Genomic DNA, 14,580 nt, shown 5'->3' on the forward strand with positions numbered 1-14,580 from the left:
CCGCTGCACTTCGTTATAATCGCCGCCTTGCTGTGCCTGGCGGGTGTGCATTTCCCCCTCGGGCGCCTGACAAACCTCGGCTTTTACTGGGCCTGAAAGGATCACCATGTTCGAAAACCTGACCGACCGCCTGTCACAGACGCTGCGCCATGTCACCGGCAAGGCCAAGCTGACCGAAGACAACATCAAGGACACGTTGCGCGAAGTGCGCATGGCCCTGCTCGAGGCCGACGTTGCCCTGCCGGTGGTCAAGGATTTCGTCAACAGCGTCAAGGACCGTGCGGTCGGCACCGAGGTATCGCGCAGCCTGACTCCGGGCCAGGCGTTCGTGAAGATCGTCCAGGCCGAGCTGGAAAGCCTGATGGGCGCGGCCAACGAAGACCTGGCGTTGAACGCCGCACCGCCAGCCGTGGTACTGATGGCCGGCCTGCAGGGCGCCGGTAAGACCACCACCGCCGGCAAGCTGGCGCGCTTCCTCAAGGAGCGCAAGAAAAAAAGCGTGATGGTGGTTTCCGCCGACGTCTATCGCCCGGCGGCGATCAAGCAGCTGGAAACCCTGGCCAGCGACATCGGCGTGACCTTCTTCCCGTCCGATATCAGCCAGAAGCCGGTGGCCATCGCCGAAGCGGCGATTCGCGAAGCCAAGCTCAAGTTCATCGACGTGGTCATTGTCGACACCGCTGGTCGCCTGCACATCGACGCCGACATGATGGACGAGATCAAGGCCCTGCACGCAGCGGTCAAGCCGATCGAGACCCTGTTCGTGGTCGACGCCATGACCGGCCAGGACGCCGCCAACACCGCCAAGGCGTTCGGCGAGGCCCTGCCGTTGACCGGTGTGGTGCTGACCAAGGTCGACGGTGATGCCCGTGGCGGTGCCGCGCTGTCGGTGCGCGCCATCACTGGCAAGCCGATCAAGTTCATCGGTATGGGCGAGAAGACCGAAGCCCTCGAGCCCTTCCACCCGGACCGTGTCGCTTCGCGCATCCTCGGTATGGGTGACGTGCTCAGCCTGATCGAGCAGGCCGAGCAGACCATCGACAAGGCCAAGGCCGACAAACTGGCCAAGAAGCTGAAGAAGGGCAAGGGCTTCGACCTCGAAGACTTCCGCGACCAGCTGCAGCAAATGAAGAACATGGGCGGCCTGGGCGGCCTGATGGACAAGCTGCCGAGCATCGGCGGGGTCAACCTGTCGCAGATGGGCAACGCCCAGGGCGCGGCCGAGAAGCAGTTCAAGCAGATGGAAGCGATCATCAACTCGATGACCCCGGCCGAGCGACGCGACCCTGACCTGATCAGCGGTTCTCGCAAGCGCCGCATCGCCCTTGGCTCTGGCACCCAGGTGCAGGACATCGGCCGCCTGATCAAACAGCACAAGCAGATGCAGAAAATGATGAAGAAGTTTTCTGCCAAGGGCGGCATGGCCAAGATGATGCGCGGCCTGGGCGGGATGCTGCCGGGCGGCGGCATGCCGAAGCTGTAACCCCTATTTTGGGCGCCTGCTCCTGGATGAGCGGGCGCCCGGAACCCCCGCTCCGGCGGGGCAACGGCCACGGATTGCGTGGCTTAACCGGCAAATCTGGGCGGTAGGGCAGGGCTCTGCCGAAAAAGGCATTTGCAAATGTCCGTGTATTCCCCGAGAATATGCGGCCTTTTGGGCACCCGTGTGCCTATTTGGCATTCAGATTTGCAGTACCAGCTGCTGTATGAACTGCAGCACCGACTATAGGAACGATGTTCACATGGTAACCATTCGTCTGGCCCGTGGCGGCTCGAAAAAGCGCCCATTCTACCACCTGACCGTGACCAACTCGCGTAACGCCCGTGACGGCCGTTTCGTTGAGCGCGTAGGTTTCTTCAACCCGATCGCTGCTGGCGCCGAAGTCAAACTGTCGGTCAACCAAGAGCGCGTCAACTACTGGCTGAGCCAGGGTGCACAGCCGTCTGAGCGCGTTGCTCAGCTGCTGAAGGACGCTGCCAAGGCTGCTGCCTGAGAAGTATGAACGCGACGCCAGAAAAGGCTGACGACCTGATCGTCGTTGGCAAGATTTTTTCGGTTCACGGCGTTCGCGGCGAGGTGAAGGTGTATTCCTTTACCGATCCGATTGAAAACCTGTTGGATTATCCGCGCTGGACGCTTCGGCACGAAGGCAAGGTAAAGCAGGTCGAGCTGGTCAGCGGTCGTGGCTCCCAAAAGGGCCTGGTCGTAAAGCTGAAAGGCCTCGATGATCGTGATGAAGCCCGTCTTCTGAGTGGTCACGAAATCTGCATTGCGCGGAGCCTTTTGCCCAACCTGGCTGCCGACGAGTACTACTGGTACCAGTTGGTGGGTCTGAAGGTCATCAACCAGGACGAACAGCTGTTCGGCAAGGTCGATCACCTGTTGGAGACCGGTGCGAACGATGTAATGGTGGTCAAACCCTGCGCAGGCAGCCTGGATGATCGCGAGCGTCTGTTGCCCTACACGGCGCAATGCGTGCTCGACATCGACCTGGAAGCAGGCGTGATGCGGGTTGAGTGGGACGCGGACTTCTAACCGATGGGTAACCTTCGCGTAGACGTCATCACGCTGTTCCCCGAGATGTTCTCGGCCATCACAGAGTACGGCATTACCAGCCGCGCGGTGAAACAGGGGTTGCTTCAGGTGACTTGCTGGAACCCGCGGGACTACACCACAGATCGCCACCATACCGTGGATGATCGGCCGTTTGGCGGTGGTCCGGGCATGGTGATGAAAATCAAGCCTCTGGAAGACGCCCTGGTTAGCGCCAGGCAAGCGACCGGAGCAGCGGCGAAGGTAATCTACCTTTCGCCACAAGGCCGCAAGCTGACTCAGCAGGCGGTCAAAGGCCTGGCCGAACAGGAATCGTTGATCCTGATCGCCGGTCGTTATGAAGGCATCGACGAGCGCTTTATCGAGGCTCATGTCGATGAGGAGTGGTCGATTGGTGACTATGTGCTTTCCGGTGGCGAGCTGCCGGCCATGGTACTGATCGATGCGGTTACACGGCTGCTGCCCGGAGCTTTAGGGCATGTGGACTCGGCGGAGGAAGACTCTTTCACCGACGGTCTGCTGGATTGCCCGCACTACACCCGGCCTGAGGTGTATGCGGATCAGCGTGTTCCCGACGTGTTGCTAAGTGGCAACCATGCACATATCCGGCGATGGCGGATGAAGCAGTCCCTTGGTAGGACCTTCGAACGACGCGCCGATCTTCTGGAAAGTCGCTCGCTTTCTGGAGAAGAGAAGAAGCTGCTCGAGGAATATCTCCGCGAGCGGGACGATAGTTAAACGTATCGATGGTGGATCACGTATCCATCTTAGGAGCACAGCATGACCAACAAGATCATCCAGCAGCTCGAAGCCGAGCAGATGAACAAGGAAATCCCGACCTTCGCACCAGGCGACACCATCGTCGTCCAGGTTAAAGTGAAGGAAGGTGATCGTTCCCGTCTGCAGGCGTTCGAAGGCGTCGTTATCGCCAAGCGTAACCGCGGTCTGAACAGCGCCTTCACCGTGCGCAAGATCTCCAGCGGCGTAGGCGTTGAGCGTACCTTCCAGACCTACAGCCCGCAGATCGACAGCCTGGCCGTGAAACGTCGTGGTGACGTGCGTAAAGCCAAGCTGTACTACCTGCGCGACCTGTCCGGCAAAGCCGCTCGCATCAAGGAAAAACTGTCCTGAGTACAGTTTGCCCGGTGGCCAAGGCCGCCTAGCGAGAAAAAAGCAGCCTTCGGGCTGCTTTTTTGCGTTCTGAAACCTGTAAACGTGATGGATATGAGCAGCCGAGACCAGGAAATCCAGCGCCGCACCGAGTTGTCGGTGACCCGCGTGACCAAAGCGGTGTTCCCCAACACCACCAACCACCACAACACTCTGTTCGGCGGCACGGCGCTGGCCTGGATGGACGAAGTGTCGTTCATCGCCGCAACGCGGTTTTGCCGGCTGCCGCTGGTGACCGTGTCCACCGACCGCATCGACTTCAAGCACCCGATCCCGGCAGGTTCGATCGTCGAACTGGTGGGCACGGTGGTCAAGGTAGGGAATACCAGTTTGCAGGTGCAGGTGGATGTATTCGTTGAGAACATGTACCTGGATGGCCGCGAGCGGGCGATCCACGGGGTATTCAGCTTTGTCGCCATCGACGAGGACAAGCGCCCGGTGCCGGTCCTGCCCCAGGCCTGATTTTCGCCTGTACTGGCCTCTTCGCGGCTAAAGCCGCTCCCACAGGGATAGCACAGGTCCCGCAGGCGGTGATATCCCTGTGGGAGCGGCTTTAGCCGCGAGAGGCCAGTACAGACAACCCACAAGCGGCTGTGAAACACTAGACCGACTTCCAACTCCCAGCAGCCTCGCATGCCCGCCCTAGACCACCCCCTGATCGACCAGTTCCTCGACGCCCTGTGGCTCGAAAAAGGCCTTTCCGACAACACCCGCACCTCCTACCGCAGCGACCTTGCCCTGTTCAACGGCTGGCTCCAGGAGCATTCGGTAGCGCTGCCGGAAGCCGGTCGCGAACTGATCCTCGACCACCTGGCCTGGCGCTTCGACCAAGGCTACAAGCCACGCTCCACTGCGCGGTTTCTTTCAGGCCTGCGCGGCTTTTTCCGTTACCTGTTGCGGGAAAAGCTGGTGGCGGTCGACCCGACCCTGCAGGTCGACATGCCGCAACTCGGTCGGCCCTTGCCCAAATCTCTGTCGGAAGCCGACGTCGAAGCCCTGCTGCAGGCACCGGACCTGGGCGAAGCCATTGGTCAACGTGACCGCGCCATGCTCGAAGTCCTTTACGCCTGCGGCCTGCGCGTCAGCGAACTGGTCAGCCTGACCCTCGACCAGGTCAACCTGCGCCAGGGCGTGCTGCGGGTGATGGGCAAGGGCAGCAAGGAGCGCCTGGTGCCGATGGGCGAGGAGGCGGTGGTCTGGCTGGAGCGCTACCTGCGTGATGGCCGCGCCGAACTGCTCAACGGCCGCCCCAGCGATGTACTGTTCCCCAGTCAGCGCGGCGAGCAGATGACCCGCCAGACCTTCTGGCACCGCATCAAGCATCAGGCGCGCGTGGCCTGCATCGATAAGCCGCTATCGCCGCACACCCTGCGCCATGCTTTCGCCACCCACCTGCTCAACCACGGCGCCGACCTGCGCGTCGTGCAGATGCTGCTGGGCCACAGCGACCTCTCCACCACGCAGATCTACACCCATGTAGCCAAGGCACGGCTGCAGCAATTGCACGCCCAGCACCATCCGCGTGGATGAATGTTTTTCATGTTCCGCCGACCGGTCCTTGCAGGCCCCTTCATCAGCAGCGTGATGTGGTAGGCTTGGGCGGTTTGCATCAAGGGCCGCACGGTCGCCGCGATTTTTTTGCAGGTGACGCCCTCCGGCCCCTGTCCGCCTCCAGGAGTTCCCCATGCGCGTGACCCAGATTTTCGCCGCCGCCGTGTTGGCGCTGGCCAGTACCTTTGCCGTTGCCGCGGCTGACAGCAATGCCAGCGCCGAGCAGGCCATCCGCAAGTCGTTGCAGAATCTCGAACTCGAAGTGCCGGTGGAAAGCGTCGGCAGCAGCCCGCTCAATGGCCTTTATGAAGTCAAGCTGCAGGGCGGCCGTGTGCTGTATGCCAGTGCCGATGGCCAATACGTCATGCAGGGCTACCTGTATCAGCTGCAGGACGGCAAACCGGTCAACCTGACCGAAAAGACCGAGCGTCAGGGTGTTGCCAAGCTCATCAACGGCATTCCTGCCGCCGAGACCGTTGTCTACCCTGCCAAGGGCGAGACCAAGTCGCACATCACCGTCTTCACCGACACCACCTGCCCGTACTGCCACAAGCTGCACGCCGAAGTGCCCGAGCTCAACCGCCGCGGTATCGAAGTGCGCTATGTCGCCTTCCCGCGTCAGGGCCTCGGCTCGCCGGGTGACGAGCAGCTGCAGGCAGTCTGGTGTTCCAGCGACCGCCGTGCGGCGATGGACAAGATGGTCGAAGGCAAGGAAATCAAGGCTGCCAAGTGCGCCAACCCGGTCAGCAAGCAATTCCAGCTGGGCCAGCAGATCGGCGTCAACGGCACGCCGGCCATCGTGCTTGAAAACGGTCATGTGATTCCGGGATATCAGCCCGCACCACAAGTAGCCAAACTGGCTCTGGACGGCCAGCAGCAAGCGGCCAAGTAATCAATTCAATACGCCGTCGTCATGGGGTGACGGCATGTTTCACGGTCGGTGAAGGCGCCGGCCGTTCAATGGGGAGTTCACAGTGAAACCGGTCAAAGTAGGCATCTGTGGGTTGGGGACCGTCGGTGGCGGAACCTTCAATGTACTTCAGCGCAACGCCGAGGAGATTGCCCGCCGTGCCGGGCGCGGTATTGAAGTGGCACAGATTGCCATGCGCTCGCAGAACCCGAACTGCCAGATTACCGGTACCCCCATTACCGCTGATGTGTTCGACGTTGCGAGCAACCCGGAGATCGACATTGTCATCGAGCTGATCGGTGGCTACACCGTGGCCCGTGACCTGGTGCTCAAGGCCATCGAGAACGGCAAGCACGTGGTCACCGCCAACAAGGCGCTGATCGCCGTGCACGGTAACGAGATCTTTGCCAAGGCGCGCGAGAAGGGGGTCATCGTTGCCTTCGAAGCCGCCGTGGCCGGTGGCATCCCGGTGATCAAGGCGATCCGCGAAGGCCTGTCGGCCAACCGCATCAATTGGCTGGCCGGCATCATCAACGGCACCGGCAACTTCATCCTCACCGAAATGCGTGAGAAAGGCCGGGCCTTCCCCGACGTGCTGGCCGAAGCCCAGGCGCTGGGCTATGCCGAAGCCGACCCGACCTTCGATGTCGAAGGCATCGATGCCGCGCACAAGCTGACCATCCTGGCGTCCATCGCCTTTGGCATCCCGCTTCAGTTCGACAAGGCCTACACCGAAGGCATCACCCAGCTGACCACCGCTGACGTGAACTACGCCGAAGCGCTGGGCTACCGCATCAAGCACCTGGGCGTGGCCCGCCGCACCGCCGAAGGCATCGAGCTGCGCGTGCACCCGACGCTGATCCCGGCCGACCGCCTGATCGCCAACGTCAATGGCGTGATGAACGCGGTCATGGTCAACGGCGACGCCGCCGGTTCGACCCTGTACTACGGCGCTGGCGCCGGCATGGAGCCGACTGCGTCGTCGGTGGTGGGCGACCTGGTCGACGTGGTCCGCGCCATGACCTCCGACCCGGAAAACCGCGTGCCGCACCTGGCCTTCCAGCCAGACTCGCTGTCGGCCCACCCGATCCTGCCGATTGAAGCCTGCGAAAGCGCCTACTACCTGCGCATCCAGGCCAAGGACCATCCGGGCGTGCTGGCCCAGGTGGCGAGCATCCTCTCGGAGCGCGGCATCAACATCGAGTCGATCATGCAGAAGGAAGCCGAGGAGCAGGACGGCCTGGTGCCGATGATCCTGCTGACCCACGGTGTGGTCGAGCAGCGCATCAACGACGCCATCGTCGCGCTGGAAGCCCTGCAGGACGTGGTCGGCAAGGTCGTACGCATCCGCGTCGAACAGCTGAATTAATCTGCCAATCGGGCCGCTCGGGCGGCCCTAGCATCGAAGGTTTGCACCCATGCGCTATATCAGTACCCGCGGCCAGGCTCCGGCCCTGAATTTCGAAGACGTGCTGCTGGCTGGCCTGGCCAGCGACGGCGGCCTGTACGTCCCTGAGAACCTGCCTCGCTTCACCCAGGAAGAAATCGCCTCCTGGGCCGGCCTGCCGTATCACGAGCTGGCCTTCCGGGTCATGCGCCCGTTCGTCGAGGGCAGCATCGCCGACGCCGACTTCAAGAAGATCCTCGAAGAAACCTACGGCGAGTTTGCCCACGCTGCGGTCGCCCCGCTGCGCCAGCTGAACAGCAACGAGTGGGTGCTGGAGCTGTTCCACGGCCCGACCCTGGCTTTCAAGGACTTCGCCCTGCAACTGCTCGGCCGCCTGCTCGACCACGTGCTGGCCAAGCGCAACGAGCGCGTGGTGATCATCGGCGCCACCAGCGGTGACACCGGTTCGGCCGCCATCGAAGGCTGCCGCAGCTGCGAAAACGTCGACATCTTCATCCTGCACCCGCACCAGCGTGTGTCGGAAGTGCAGCGTCGGCAGATGACCACCCTGTTCGGCGATAACGTGCACAATATCGCCATCGAAGGCAACTTCGACGACTGCCAGGAAATGGTCAAGGCCAGCTTCGCCGACCAGTCGTTCCTCAAGGGCACCCGCCTGGTCGCGGTCAACTCGATCAACTGGGCGCGGATCATGGCCCAGATCGTCTATTACTTCCATGCGGCCCTGCAGCTGGGCGGCCCGGCCCGTTCGGTGGCATTCTCGGTACCGACTGGCAACTTTGGCGATATCTTCGCCGGTTACCTGGCGCGCAACATGGGCCTGCCGGTCAGCCAGCTGATCGTCGCCACCAACCGCAACGATATCCTGCACCGCTTCATGAGCGGTAACCAGTACGTCAAGGAAACCCTGCACGCGACCCTGTCGCCGTCCATGGACATCATGGTTTCGTCCAACTTCGAGCGCCTGCTGTTCGACCTGCACGGCCGCAACGGCGCCGCACTGGCCGAGCTGATGGCCAGCTTCAAGCAGGGTGGCGGCTTCAGCGTCGAGCAAGACCGCTGGACCGAAGCACGCAAGCTGTTCGATTCGCTGGCAGTCAGCGATGAGCAGACCTGCGAGACCATCGCCGAGGTGTTTGCCGCCACGGGCGAGGTGCTCGACCCGCACACGGCAATCGGTGTCAAGGCTGCCCGCGAGTGCCGCCGCAGCCTGGATACGCCAATGGTGGTGCTGGGCACCGCGCACCCGGTCAAGTTCCCCGAAGCGGTGGAGAAGGCTGGTGTTGGCAAGGCGCTGGAGCTGCCGGCGCACCTGAGCGACCTGTTCAGCCGTGAAGAGCGCTGCACCGTCTTGGCCAATGACCTGAAGGCTGTTCAGGCCTTTGTCAGCCAGCATGGTAATCGCGGCAAGCCTTTGTAATCGCATTAATATCGGGGGCCGCAAAGCGGCCCCTAGATTTCAGATTTTCCTCAGCTCGTCGCGGAATTGTCCTATGTAAGGCCCTAGAAACCTTGCCTAGAGTGACCGGTCCTTCCCCAAGGAGCGGCATATGCGACAGCCTTTTGTGTTGATTCACCCGGCACGCCCATCCCACCAGATCCTCCTGCACCAGGCCTGCAATGCCCTGGGCCTGTTCAACGTGCGCGTCACCCACGACCTGGCCGACCTCGACAGCTGCCTGGCCCGTCAACCGCCCGCTGACCTGCTGATTCTCGAGCATGCGGTGGACGATGGCCTGGCCTTGCTCGAACGGGCCTGTCGCAGCCGCGCCGTGCTGTTTGTCGGGCATGCCAACGCGGGTTTCCCGAACCTCGCCCATGAAGCCCGACGCCAAGGCCTGTGGGTCCTCGCCGACCTCCCTTGGCCCCTGCCAGTGCGGCGCTGGCAACGAGCCCTGCAGCGTATTCAAACTGTCACGTCACCCACGCATCCTCATTGAAACAGCTGTGGCGTAACGAACTTTTCGCCACGCGTGCTGGTCAGTTCCTTCATGTCCCATTACATGCGAGTGATCCGGATGGAAAGAATCTGCAGACTGCTCAACGACGCACTGACGCCCTACCAGGCCATGCTGGGCGCCACGGATGCCAACGGCAACCGCCAATTGACCGTGTACGACAGCCTCGGCGGCACGGCCTTGCGGCGTACGGTCAGCCAACGCCAGCTGCAGGAGCAAAGCCTGCTGATCGATCTGGTGGATGGCTTGCACCGTGACTTGCAGATTGTCGAGGGGCGCTTGCAGCCCTGTGTGATCGCGGCCTTGCAACAGCGCCAGCAGCCACAGGGAACCTTTGCCTGAAAGGCCTATCCTAAACATCAAGGGCAGCCGGCCAGTGCACAGCTCCGGCACTGGCGGGTTGTCGTGGGAAGTCCATCAGGACTTTCGATTGGCCCCGGGCGTCCACCCCAGCGCCCGGGGTTTCTTTTTGCCTGCTTTTTCAGCGGTGTTCGAAAAAGTGCTTGCTCTCTTCCAGGTAGGCTGCGCGCAGCTCCGGGTCGAGCCAGTGTGCGTACAAGGCGGGCAGGGTATCCACGCGCAGGGCCGGTAGCAACTGGTCGATGTGGCTTATGGCGGTGCGCCCCAGTGGCGTGTCCGAGCAGCCTACATGCAGAAACTGATAGTGGCTCACACCCTGGATCGGATGGAACTGATAGTCCGCCGGCGAGCCGCCTTGTTGTTGAATCAGGTAGCGCAACTCAGGCCAGTAGCCCAGCACCAGTTGCAGGCGCCCGAGCTGCTGCATCTGCAACAGGTTGGCGGTGGCATCGTTGCCGTAGTGGCGGCTGAATGCCGAGTCGGGCAGTTGTCGCAGGATTTCGTCGACCTGGCTGCTGTAGCTGCGTTCGGCGACGATGCCCAGCTTCAGCCGGGTATTGCCGAGCAAGCCCTTGAGGTCGACCTGTTGGCCATCAAGGTAGGGGGCCAGCAGCGCCTGCCCGCTCTTGCGCACCACCACGCCGCTGCTCAGCACGCCGAGCATCGGTTGCGAGAAGCGTACGAACTTTGCCCGCTCCGCAGTCCATAGCAGCGTCGGGTCGCAGGTGAAGCTGGACGGGTCCTGGAGCATCTGAAGCCCACGCGCACGGTTTACCCGGATGACGCTGTGCTCGTATTCGGGCATCTGCTCGATCAGCAGCGGCAGCATCTGGTCGATCACCCCCTGGCCTTTCTCCGTGCCTTCGAACACGGTGAAGGGCGGCAGGTCGCGCACCAGCCACAACAGGCGCTCCTTGGCGTGTGCCGGCGTTACCAGCGGCGCAAGCAGCAGCGCGCAGCACAGGGCCAGTGAACGCATCAGCAGCCGCTTCAGACCGTGCCCGCCTGGCGCAGGCTGGCGATCGCCGCCTGGTCATAGCCCAGGGCAGCCAGCACGCTATCGGTGTGTTCACCCAGCGTCGGACCAACCCATTCGGCAGAGCCCGGGGTATCCGAAAGCTTGGGCACGATACCCGGCATCTTGAACGGCTTGCCGTCCGGCAGGCGCGCCTGCAGGAACATTTCACGGGCCAGGTACTGCGGGTCGTTGAACATGTCCTCGGCCGAGTAGATCCGGCTGGCCGGCACTTGCGCGTCGTTGAGTACCTGCATCAGCTGGTCCAGCGGCAGGCTGTTGGCCCAGCGGTCGATCACCCCGTACAGCTCGTCGCGCCGGGCATCGCGGCCGTCGTTGCTGGCCAGGCTCGGGTCGTCGGCCAGGTCGGCACGGCCTATTGCCTGCATGAAGCGCTTGAAGATGGCGTCACCGTTGGCGCCGATCTGCACATGCTTGCCGTCGGCGCTGGTGTGGATGGAAGAGGGCGTGATGCCGGGCATGATGTTGCCGGTACGCTCGCGGATGAAGCCGAACACGTCGAACTCCGGCACCATGCTTTCCATCATGGCGAAGATCGCCTCGTACAGGGCCACGTCCACCACCTGGCCCTGGCCGCCATTGACTTCACGATGACGCAGCGCCATCAGTGCGCCAATCACGCCCCACAGCGCAGCGATCGAATCACCGATGGAAATCCCGGTGCGTACGGGCGGGCGGTCGTCGAAGCCGGTGATGTAGCGCAACCCGCCCATCGATTCACCGACCGCACCGAAGCCCGGCTGATCCTTCATCGGCCCGGTCTGGCCGAAGCCGGACAGGCGCACCATGACCAGGCGCGGGTTGAGGGCGTTCAGCACGTCCCAGCCCAGGCCGAGTTTCTCCAGCACGCCTGGGCGGAAATTCTCGATCAGGATGTCGGCCTCGCCGAGCAGGCGCTTGAGTACTTCACGGCCTTCGGGGTGCTTGAGGTTGAGCGTCAGCGACTGTTTGTTGCGCGCCTGCACGAACCACCACAGTGATGTGCCCTCGTACAGCTTGCGCCACTTGCGCAGCGGGTCGCCGCCGTCCGGCGACTCTACCTTGATCACTTCAGCGCCGAATTCGGCGCAGATCCGCGAGGCGAACGGCCCGGCGATCAGGGTGCCGAGTTCGATGACTTTCAGGCCGGCGAGGGGTTTGCTGGGCGTAGACATTAGGCATCCGTGGCAACTGGTCAGAGCCGTGGTTTTAGCATAGGTCCGAAGCGGCCGATACTGCTCCGGCGCAAGCGCAGGCAGGATCGGTTAGACTAGCGGCCATTTCTTTACGCACGAAGCCCATTCGACCATGGCCCAGCCGTCCACCACCTATAAATTCGAACTGAACCTGACCGACCTCGATCGCGGCGTGTATGAAAACGTCCGCCAGACCATCGCCCGTCACCCATCGGAAACCGAAGAGCGCATGGCCGTGCGCCTGCTGGCCTATGCGCTGTGGTACAACGAGAATCTGTCGTTCGGCCGTGGCCTGTCCGATGTCGATGAAGCGGCGCTGTGGGAAAAGAGCCTGGACGACCGCATCCTGCACTGGATCGAAGTCGGCCAGCCGGATGCCGACCGCCTGACCTGGTGCTCGCGCCGCACCGAACGCACCAGCCTGCTGGCCTACGGCAGCCTGCGGGTGTGGGAAGGCAAGGTGGTGGGCGCGGTCAAGGGCCTGAAAAACCTGAGCATTGCCGCCGTGCCGCAGGAAGTGCTGGAGGTCCTGGCTACCGACATGCCGCGCACCATCAAGTGGGATGTGATGATCAGCGAAGGCACGGTGTTCGTCACCGATGACCGTGGCCAGCACGAAGTGCAACTGCAATGGCTGCTCGGTGAGCGTGGCTGAACCGACTGACACCTGACTGCCGAAGACACCATGCGTATCGAACCCCGCCCGCTGCCCCCGACCCTGCCATTCCTGGGTAATCTGCCACCCCTGCTGACTCGCCTGTACGCCGCCCGTGGCGTGCAGTCCGAGGCCGAACTGGACAAGAGCCTGGCGCGGCTGGTGCCGTATCAGCAGCTCAAGGGCATCGAGGCCGCGGTGGACTTGCTGGTCGAAGCCCTCGACCAGCGCCAGCGTATCCTGATTGTCGGTGACTTCGACGCCGACGGCGCCACAGCCAGCACCGTCGGCGTGCTTGGCCTGCGTCTGCTGGGCGCGGCCCACGTCGACTACCTGGTGCCCAACCGTTTCGAATACGGCTACGGCCTGACCCCGGAGATCGTCAAGGTCGCGCTCGAGCGCCAGCCGGACTTGCTGGTTACCGTCGACAACGGTATCTCCAGCGTCGAGGGTGTTGCCGCCGCCAAGGCGGCCGGGCTCAAGGTGCTGGTCACCGACCATCACCTGCCGGGCCAGCAGTTGCCCGATGCCGATGCCATCGTCAACCCGAACCAGCCTGGCTGCGACTTCCCGAGCAAGTCGCTGGCCGGCGTCGGGGTGATCTTCTACGTGCTCATGGCCTTGCGCGCCCGCTTGCGCAGCTTGGGGCGTTACGAAACGCGGCCGCAGCCGAACATCGGCGAGCTGCTCGACCTGGTCGCTTTGGGCAGTGTGGCCGACGTGGTGCCGCTGGATGCCAACAACCGCATCCTCGTCCACCAGGGCCTGGAGCGCATTCGCGCCGGCCGCGCGCGGCCTGGCCTGAAGGCCATCCTGGAAGTGGCGCGACGCGACCATCGGCGCATCACTTCCACCGACCTTGGTTTCATCCTTGGCCCACGGCTCAATGCTGCCGGGCGCCTGGACGACATGAGCCTGGGCATTGAATGCCTGCTGTGCGAAGACGCAGCCCTGGCCCAGGACATGGCCCAGCAGCTGGATGACCTGAACCAGGACCGCAAGTCGATCGAGCAGGGCATGCAGCGTGAGGCCCTGGCCCAGCTCAAGGACCTGCCGGTCGAGTCCATGCCTTATGGCCTGTGCCTGTTCGATGCCGATTGGCACCAAGGCGTGATCGGGATTCTCGCCTCGCGCCTGAAGGAGCGTTACCACCGGCCGACCATCGCCTTCGCCGATGCTGGCGACGGCATGCTCAAGGGCTCGGCGCGTTCGGTGCCGGGCTTCCACATTCGCGACGCGCTGGATGCAGTAGCAGCGCGCCATCCGCAGTTGATCAGCAAGTTCGGCGGGCATGCCATGGCGGCGGGCTTGTCCCTGCCGGAAAGCAACTTCCCGGCGTTTGCCGAAGCCTTCGATGAGGAGGTCCGGCGCCAGCTGCGTGAAGAGGACCTGACCGGTCGTCTGCTCTCGGACGGCAGCCTGGCCGTGGAGGAGTTCCACCTCGACCTGGCCAAGGCCCTGCGCAATGCCGGGCCTTGGGGGCAGCACTTCCCCGAGCCGCTGTTCCATGGGGTGTTCCAGTTGGTGGAGCAGCGCGTGGTCGGCGAGCGGCACTTGAAGGTGGTGCTCAAGAGCGAGTGCGGGTCGGTGCGGCTGGATGGTATTGCCTTCGGCATCGACCGTGATGTGTGGCCGAACCCGACGGTGCGTTGGGTGGAGCTGGCGTACAAGCTGGATGTGAACGAGTTTCGTGGGAATGAGAGTGTGCAGTTGATGATTGCGCATATGGAGCCGCGCTGATCTTGTCGCCGGGTGCCTGCCTTGATCTTTGCAGGGAGGCATAAATCGAGCGCCGCCCGCGCG

16 protein-coding genes are annotated in these 14,580 nt (G+C 62.9%); 14 read left to right on the forward strand and 2 right to left on the reverse strand.

Annotated features, from left to right (window positions below; all coding sequences use genetic code 11):
- The first annotated feature begins 106 nt into the window (after positions 1 to 106).
- The 12 genes from ffh to ACQKPS_RS09595 all read left to right on the forward strand — a co-directional run bounded on the left by ffh (position 107) and on the right by ACQKPS_RS09595 (position 9,893).
- Positions 107 to 1,483, forward strand: coding sequence for a signal recognition particle protein (gene ffh, locus ACQKPS_RS09540; protein WP_054887026.1), 1,377 nt, complete (start codon positions 107 to 109; stop codon positions 1,481 to 1,483).
- Positions 1,484 to 1,742: 259 nt separating this feature from the next.
- The gene (gene rpsP, locus ACQKPS_RS09545; RefSeq protein ID WP_003259424.1) at positions 1,743 to 1,994 is read left to right on the forward strand and encodes a 30S ribosomal protein S16; all 252 of its coding nucleotides are present in this window, start codon (positions 1,743 to 1,745) and stop codon (positions 1,992 to 1,994) included.
- Positions 1,995 to 1,999: 5 nt separating this feature from the next.
- On the forward strand, positions 2,000 to 2,536 hold the full coding sequence (gene rimM / locus ACQKPS_RS09550; protein WP_054887025.1) for a ribosome maturation factor RimM: 537 nt from the start codon (positions 2,000 to 2,002) through the stop codon (positions 2,534 to 2,536).
- A gap of 3 nt (positions 2,537 to 2,539) precedes the next feature.
- Positions 2,540 to 3,292 (forward strand): tRNA (guanosine(37)-N1)-methyltransferase TrmD, encoded by a 753-nt coding sequence (trmD, locus tag ACQKPS_RS09555; RefSeq protein ID WP_003252146.1) that lies wholly within the window; start codon positions 2,540 to 2,542, stop codon positions 3,290 to 3,292.
- 42 nt (positions 3,293 to 3,334) lie between these two features.
- Positions 3,335 to 3,685 (forward strand): 50S ribosomal protein L19, encoded by a 351-nt coding sequence (gene rplS / locus ACQKPS_RS09560; protein WP_054887024.1) that lies wholly within the window; start codon positions 3,335 to 3,337, stop codon positions 3,683 to 3,685.
- A 93-nt stretch (positions 3,686 to 3,778) separates the two neighbouring features.
- Positions 3,779 to 4,186: an acyl-CoA thioesterase gene (locus ACQKPS_RS09565; RefSeq protein ID WP_054887023.1), complete on the forward strand. Its 408-nt coding sequence runs from the start codon at positions 3,779 to 3,781 to the stop codon at positions 4,184 to 4,186.
- 171 nt (positions 4,187 to 4,357) lie between these two features.
- Positions 4,358 to 5,254, forward strand: a complete 897-nt coding sequence (gene xerD / locus ACQKPS_RS09570) for a site-specific tyrosine recombinase XerD (RefSeq protein WP_254483512.1) — start codon at positions 4,358 to 4,360, stop codon at positions 5,252 to 5,254.
- Positions 5,255 to 5,408: 154 nt separating this feature from the next.
- Positions 5,409 to 6,167, forward strand: coding sequence for a thioredoxin fold domain-containing protein (locus ACQKPS_RS09575; protein ID WP_110639411.1), 759 nt, complete (start codon positions 5,409 to 5,411; stop codon positions 6,165 to 6,167).
- A gap of 82 nt (positions 6,168 to 6,249) precedes the next feature.
- The gene (locus ACQKPS_RS09580) at positions 6,250 to 7,554 is read left to right on the forward strand and encodes a homoserine dehydrogenase (protein ID WP_099815331.1); all 1,305 of its coding nucleotides are present in this window, start codon (positions 6,250 to 6,252) and stop codon (positions 7,552 to 7,554) included.
- A 49-nt stretch (positions 7,555 to 7,603) separates the two neighbouring features.
- A complete protein-coding gene (thrC, locus tag ACQKPS_RS09585) occupies positions 7,604 to 9,013 on the forward strand; it encodes a threonine synthase (protein ID WP_060512579.1) in 1,410 nt (469 codons plus the stop codon).
- 130 nt (positions 9,014 to 9,143) lie between these two features.
- Entirely contained in the window at positions 9,144 to 9,533 is a 390-nt protein-coding gene (locus tag ACQKPS_RS09590) for a histidine kinase (RefSeq protein ID WP_254483514.1), read from the forward strand.
- Between the two features lie 78 nt (positions 9,534 to 9,611).
- Positions 9,612 to 9,893, forward strand: a complete 282-nt coding sequence (locus ACQKPS_RS09595) for a DUF3509 domain-containing protein (protein ID WP_176509754.1) — start codon at positions 9,612 to 9,614, stop codon at positions 9,891 to 9,893.
- Between the two features lie 139 nt (positions 9,894 to 10,032).
- Here ACQKPS_RS09595 and ACQKPS_RS09600 read toward each other — a convergent pair whose 3' ends face one another.
- Complete coding sequence (locus ACQKPS_RS09600) at positions 10,033 to 10,890, reverse strand: TIGR02285 family protein (protein WP_254483515.1); 858 nt, start codon at positions 10,888 to 10,890, stop codon at positions 10,033 to 10,035.
- 11 nt (positions 10,891 to 10,901) lie between these two features.
- Positions 10,902 to 12,101 carry a CaiB/BaiF CoA transferase family protein gene (locus tag ACQKPS_RS09605; RefSeq protein WP_427603778.1) on the reverse strand — a complete coding sequence of 400 codons (1,200 nt, stop codon included), beginning with the start codon at positions 12,099 to 12,101 and terminating at the stop codon, positions 10,902 to 10,904.
- A 133-nt stretch (positions 12,102 to 12,234) separates the two neighbouring features.
- On the opposite strand from ACQKPS_RS09605, the gene ACQKPS_RS09610 reads away from it, so the two are divergent.
- Positions 12,235 to 12,777 carry a YaeQ family protein gene (locus ACQKPS_RS09610; protein WP_054887014.1) on the forward strand — a complete coding sequence of 181 codons (543 nt, stop codon included), beginning with the start codon at positions 12,235 to 12,237 and terminating at the stop codon, positions 12,775 to 12,777.
- Positions 12,778 to 12,807: 30 nt separating this feature from the next.
- Positions 12,808 to 14,517, forward strand: coding sequence for a single-stranded-DNA-specific exonuclease RecJ (gene recJ, locus ACQKPS_RS09615; protein WP_427603780.1), 1,710 nt, complete (start codon positions 12,808 to 12,810; stop codon positions 14,515 to 14,517).
- The last annotated feature ends 63 nt before the right edge of the window (positions 14,518 to 14,580 follow it).

The sequence above is a fragment of the Pseudomonas sp. NPDC086566 genome, assembly GCF_050280885.1.
GTDB classification, from domain to species: domain Bacteria; phylum Pseudomonadota; class Gammaproteobacteria; order Pseudomonadales; family Pseudomonadaceae; genus Aquipseudomonas; species Aquipseudomonas vlassakiae.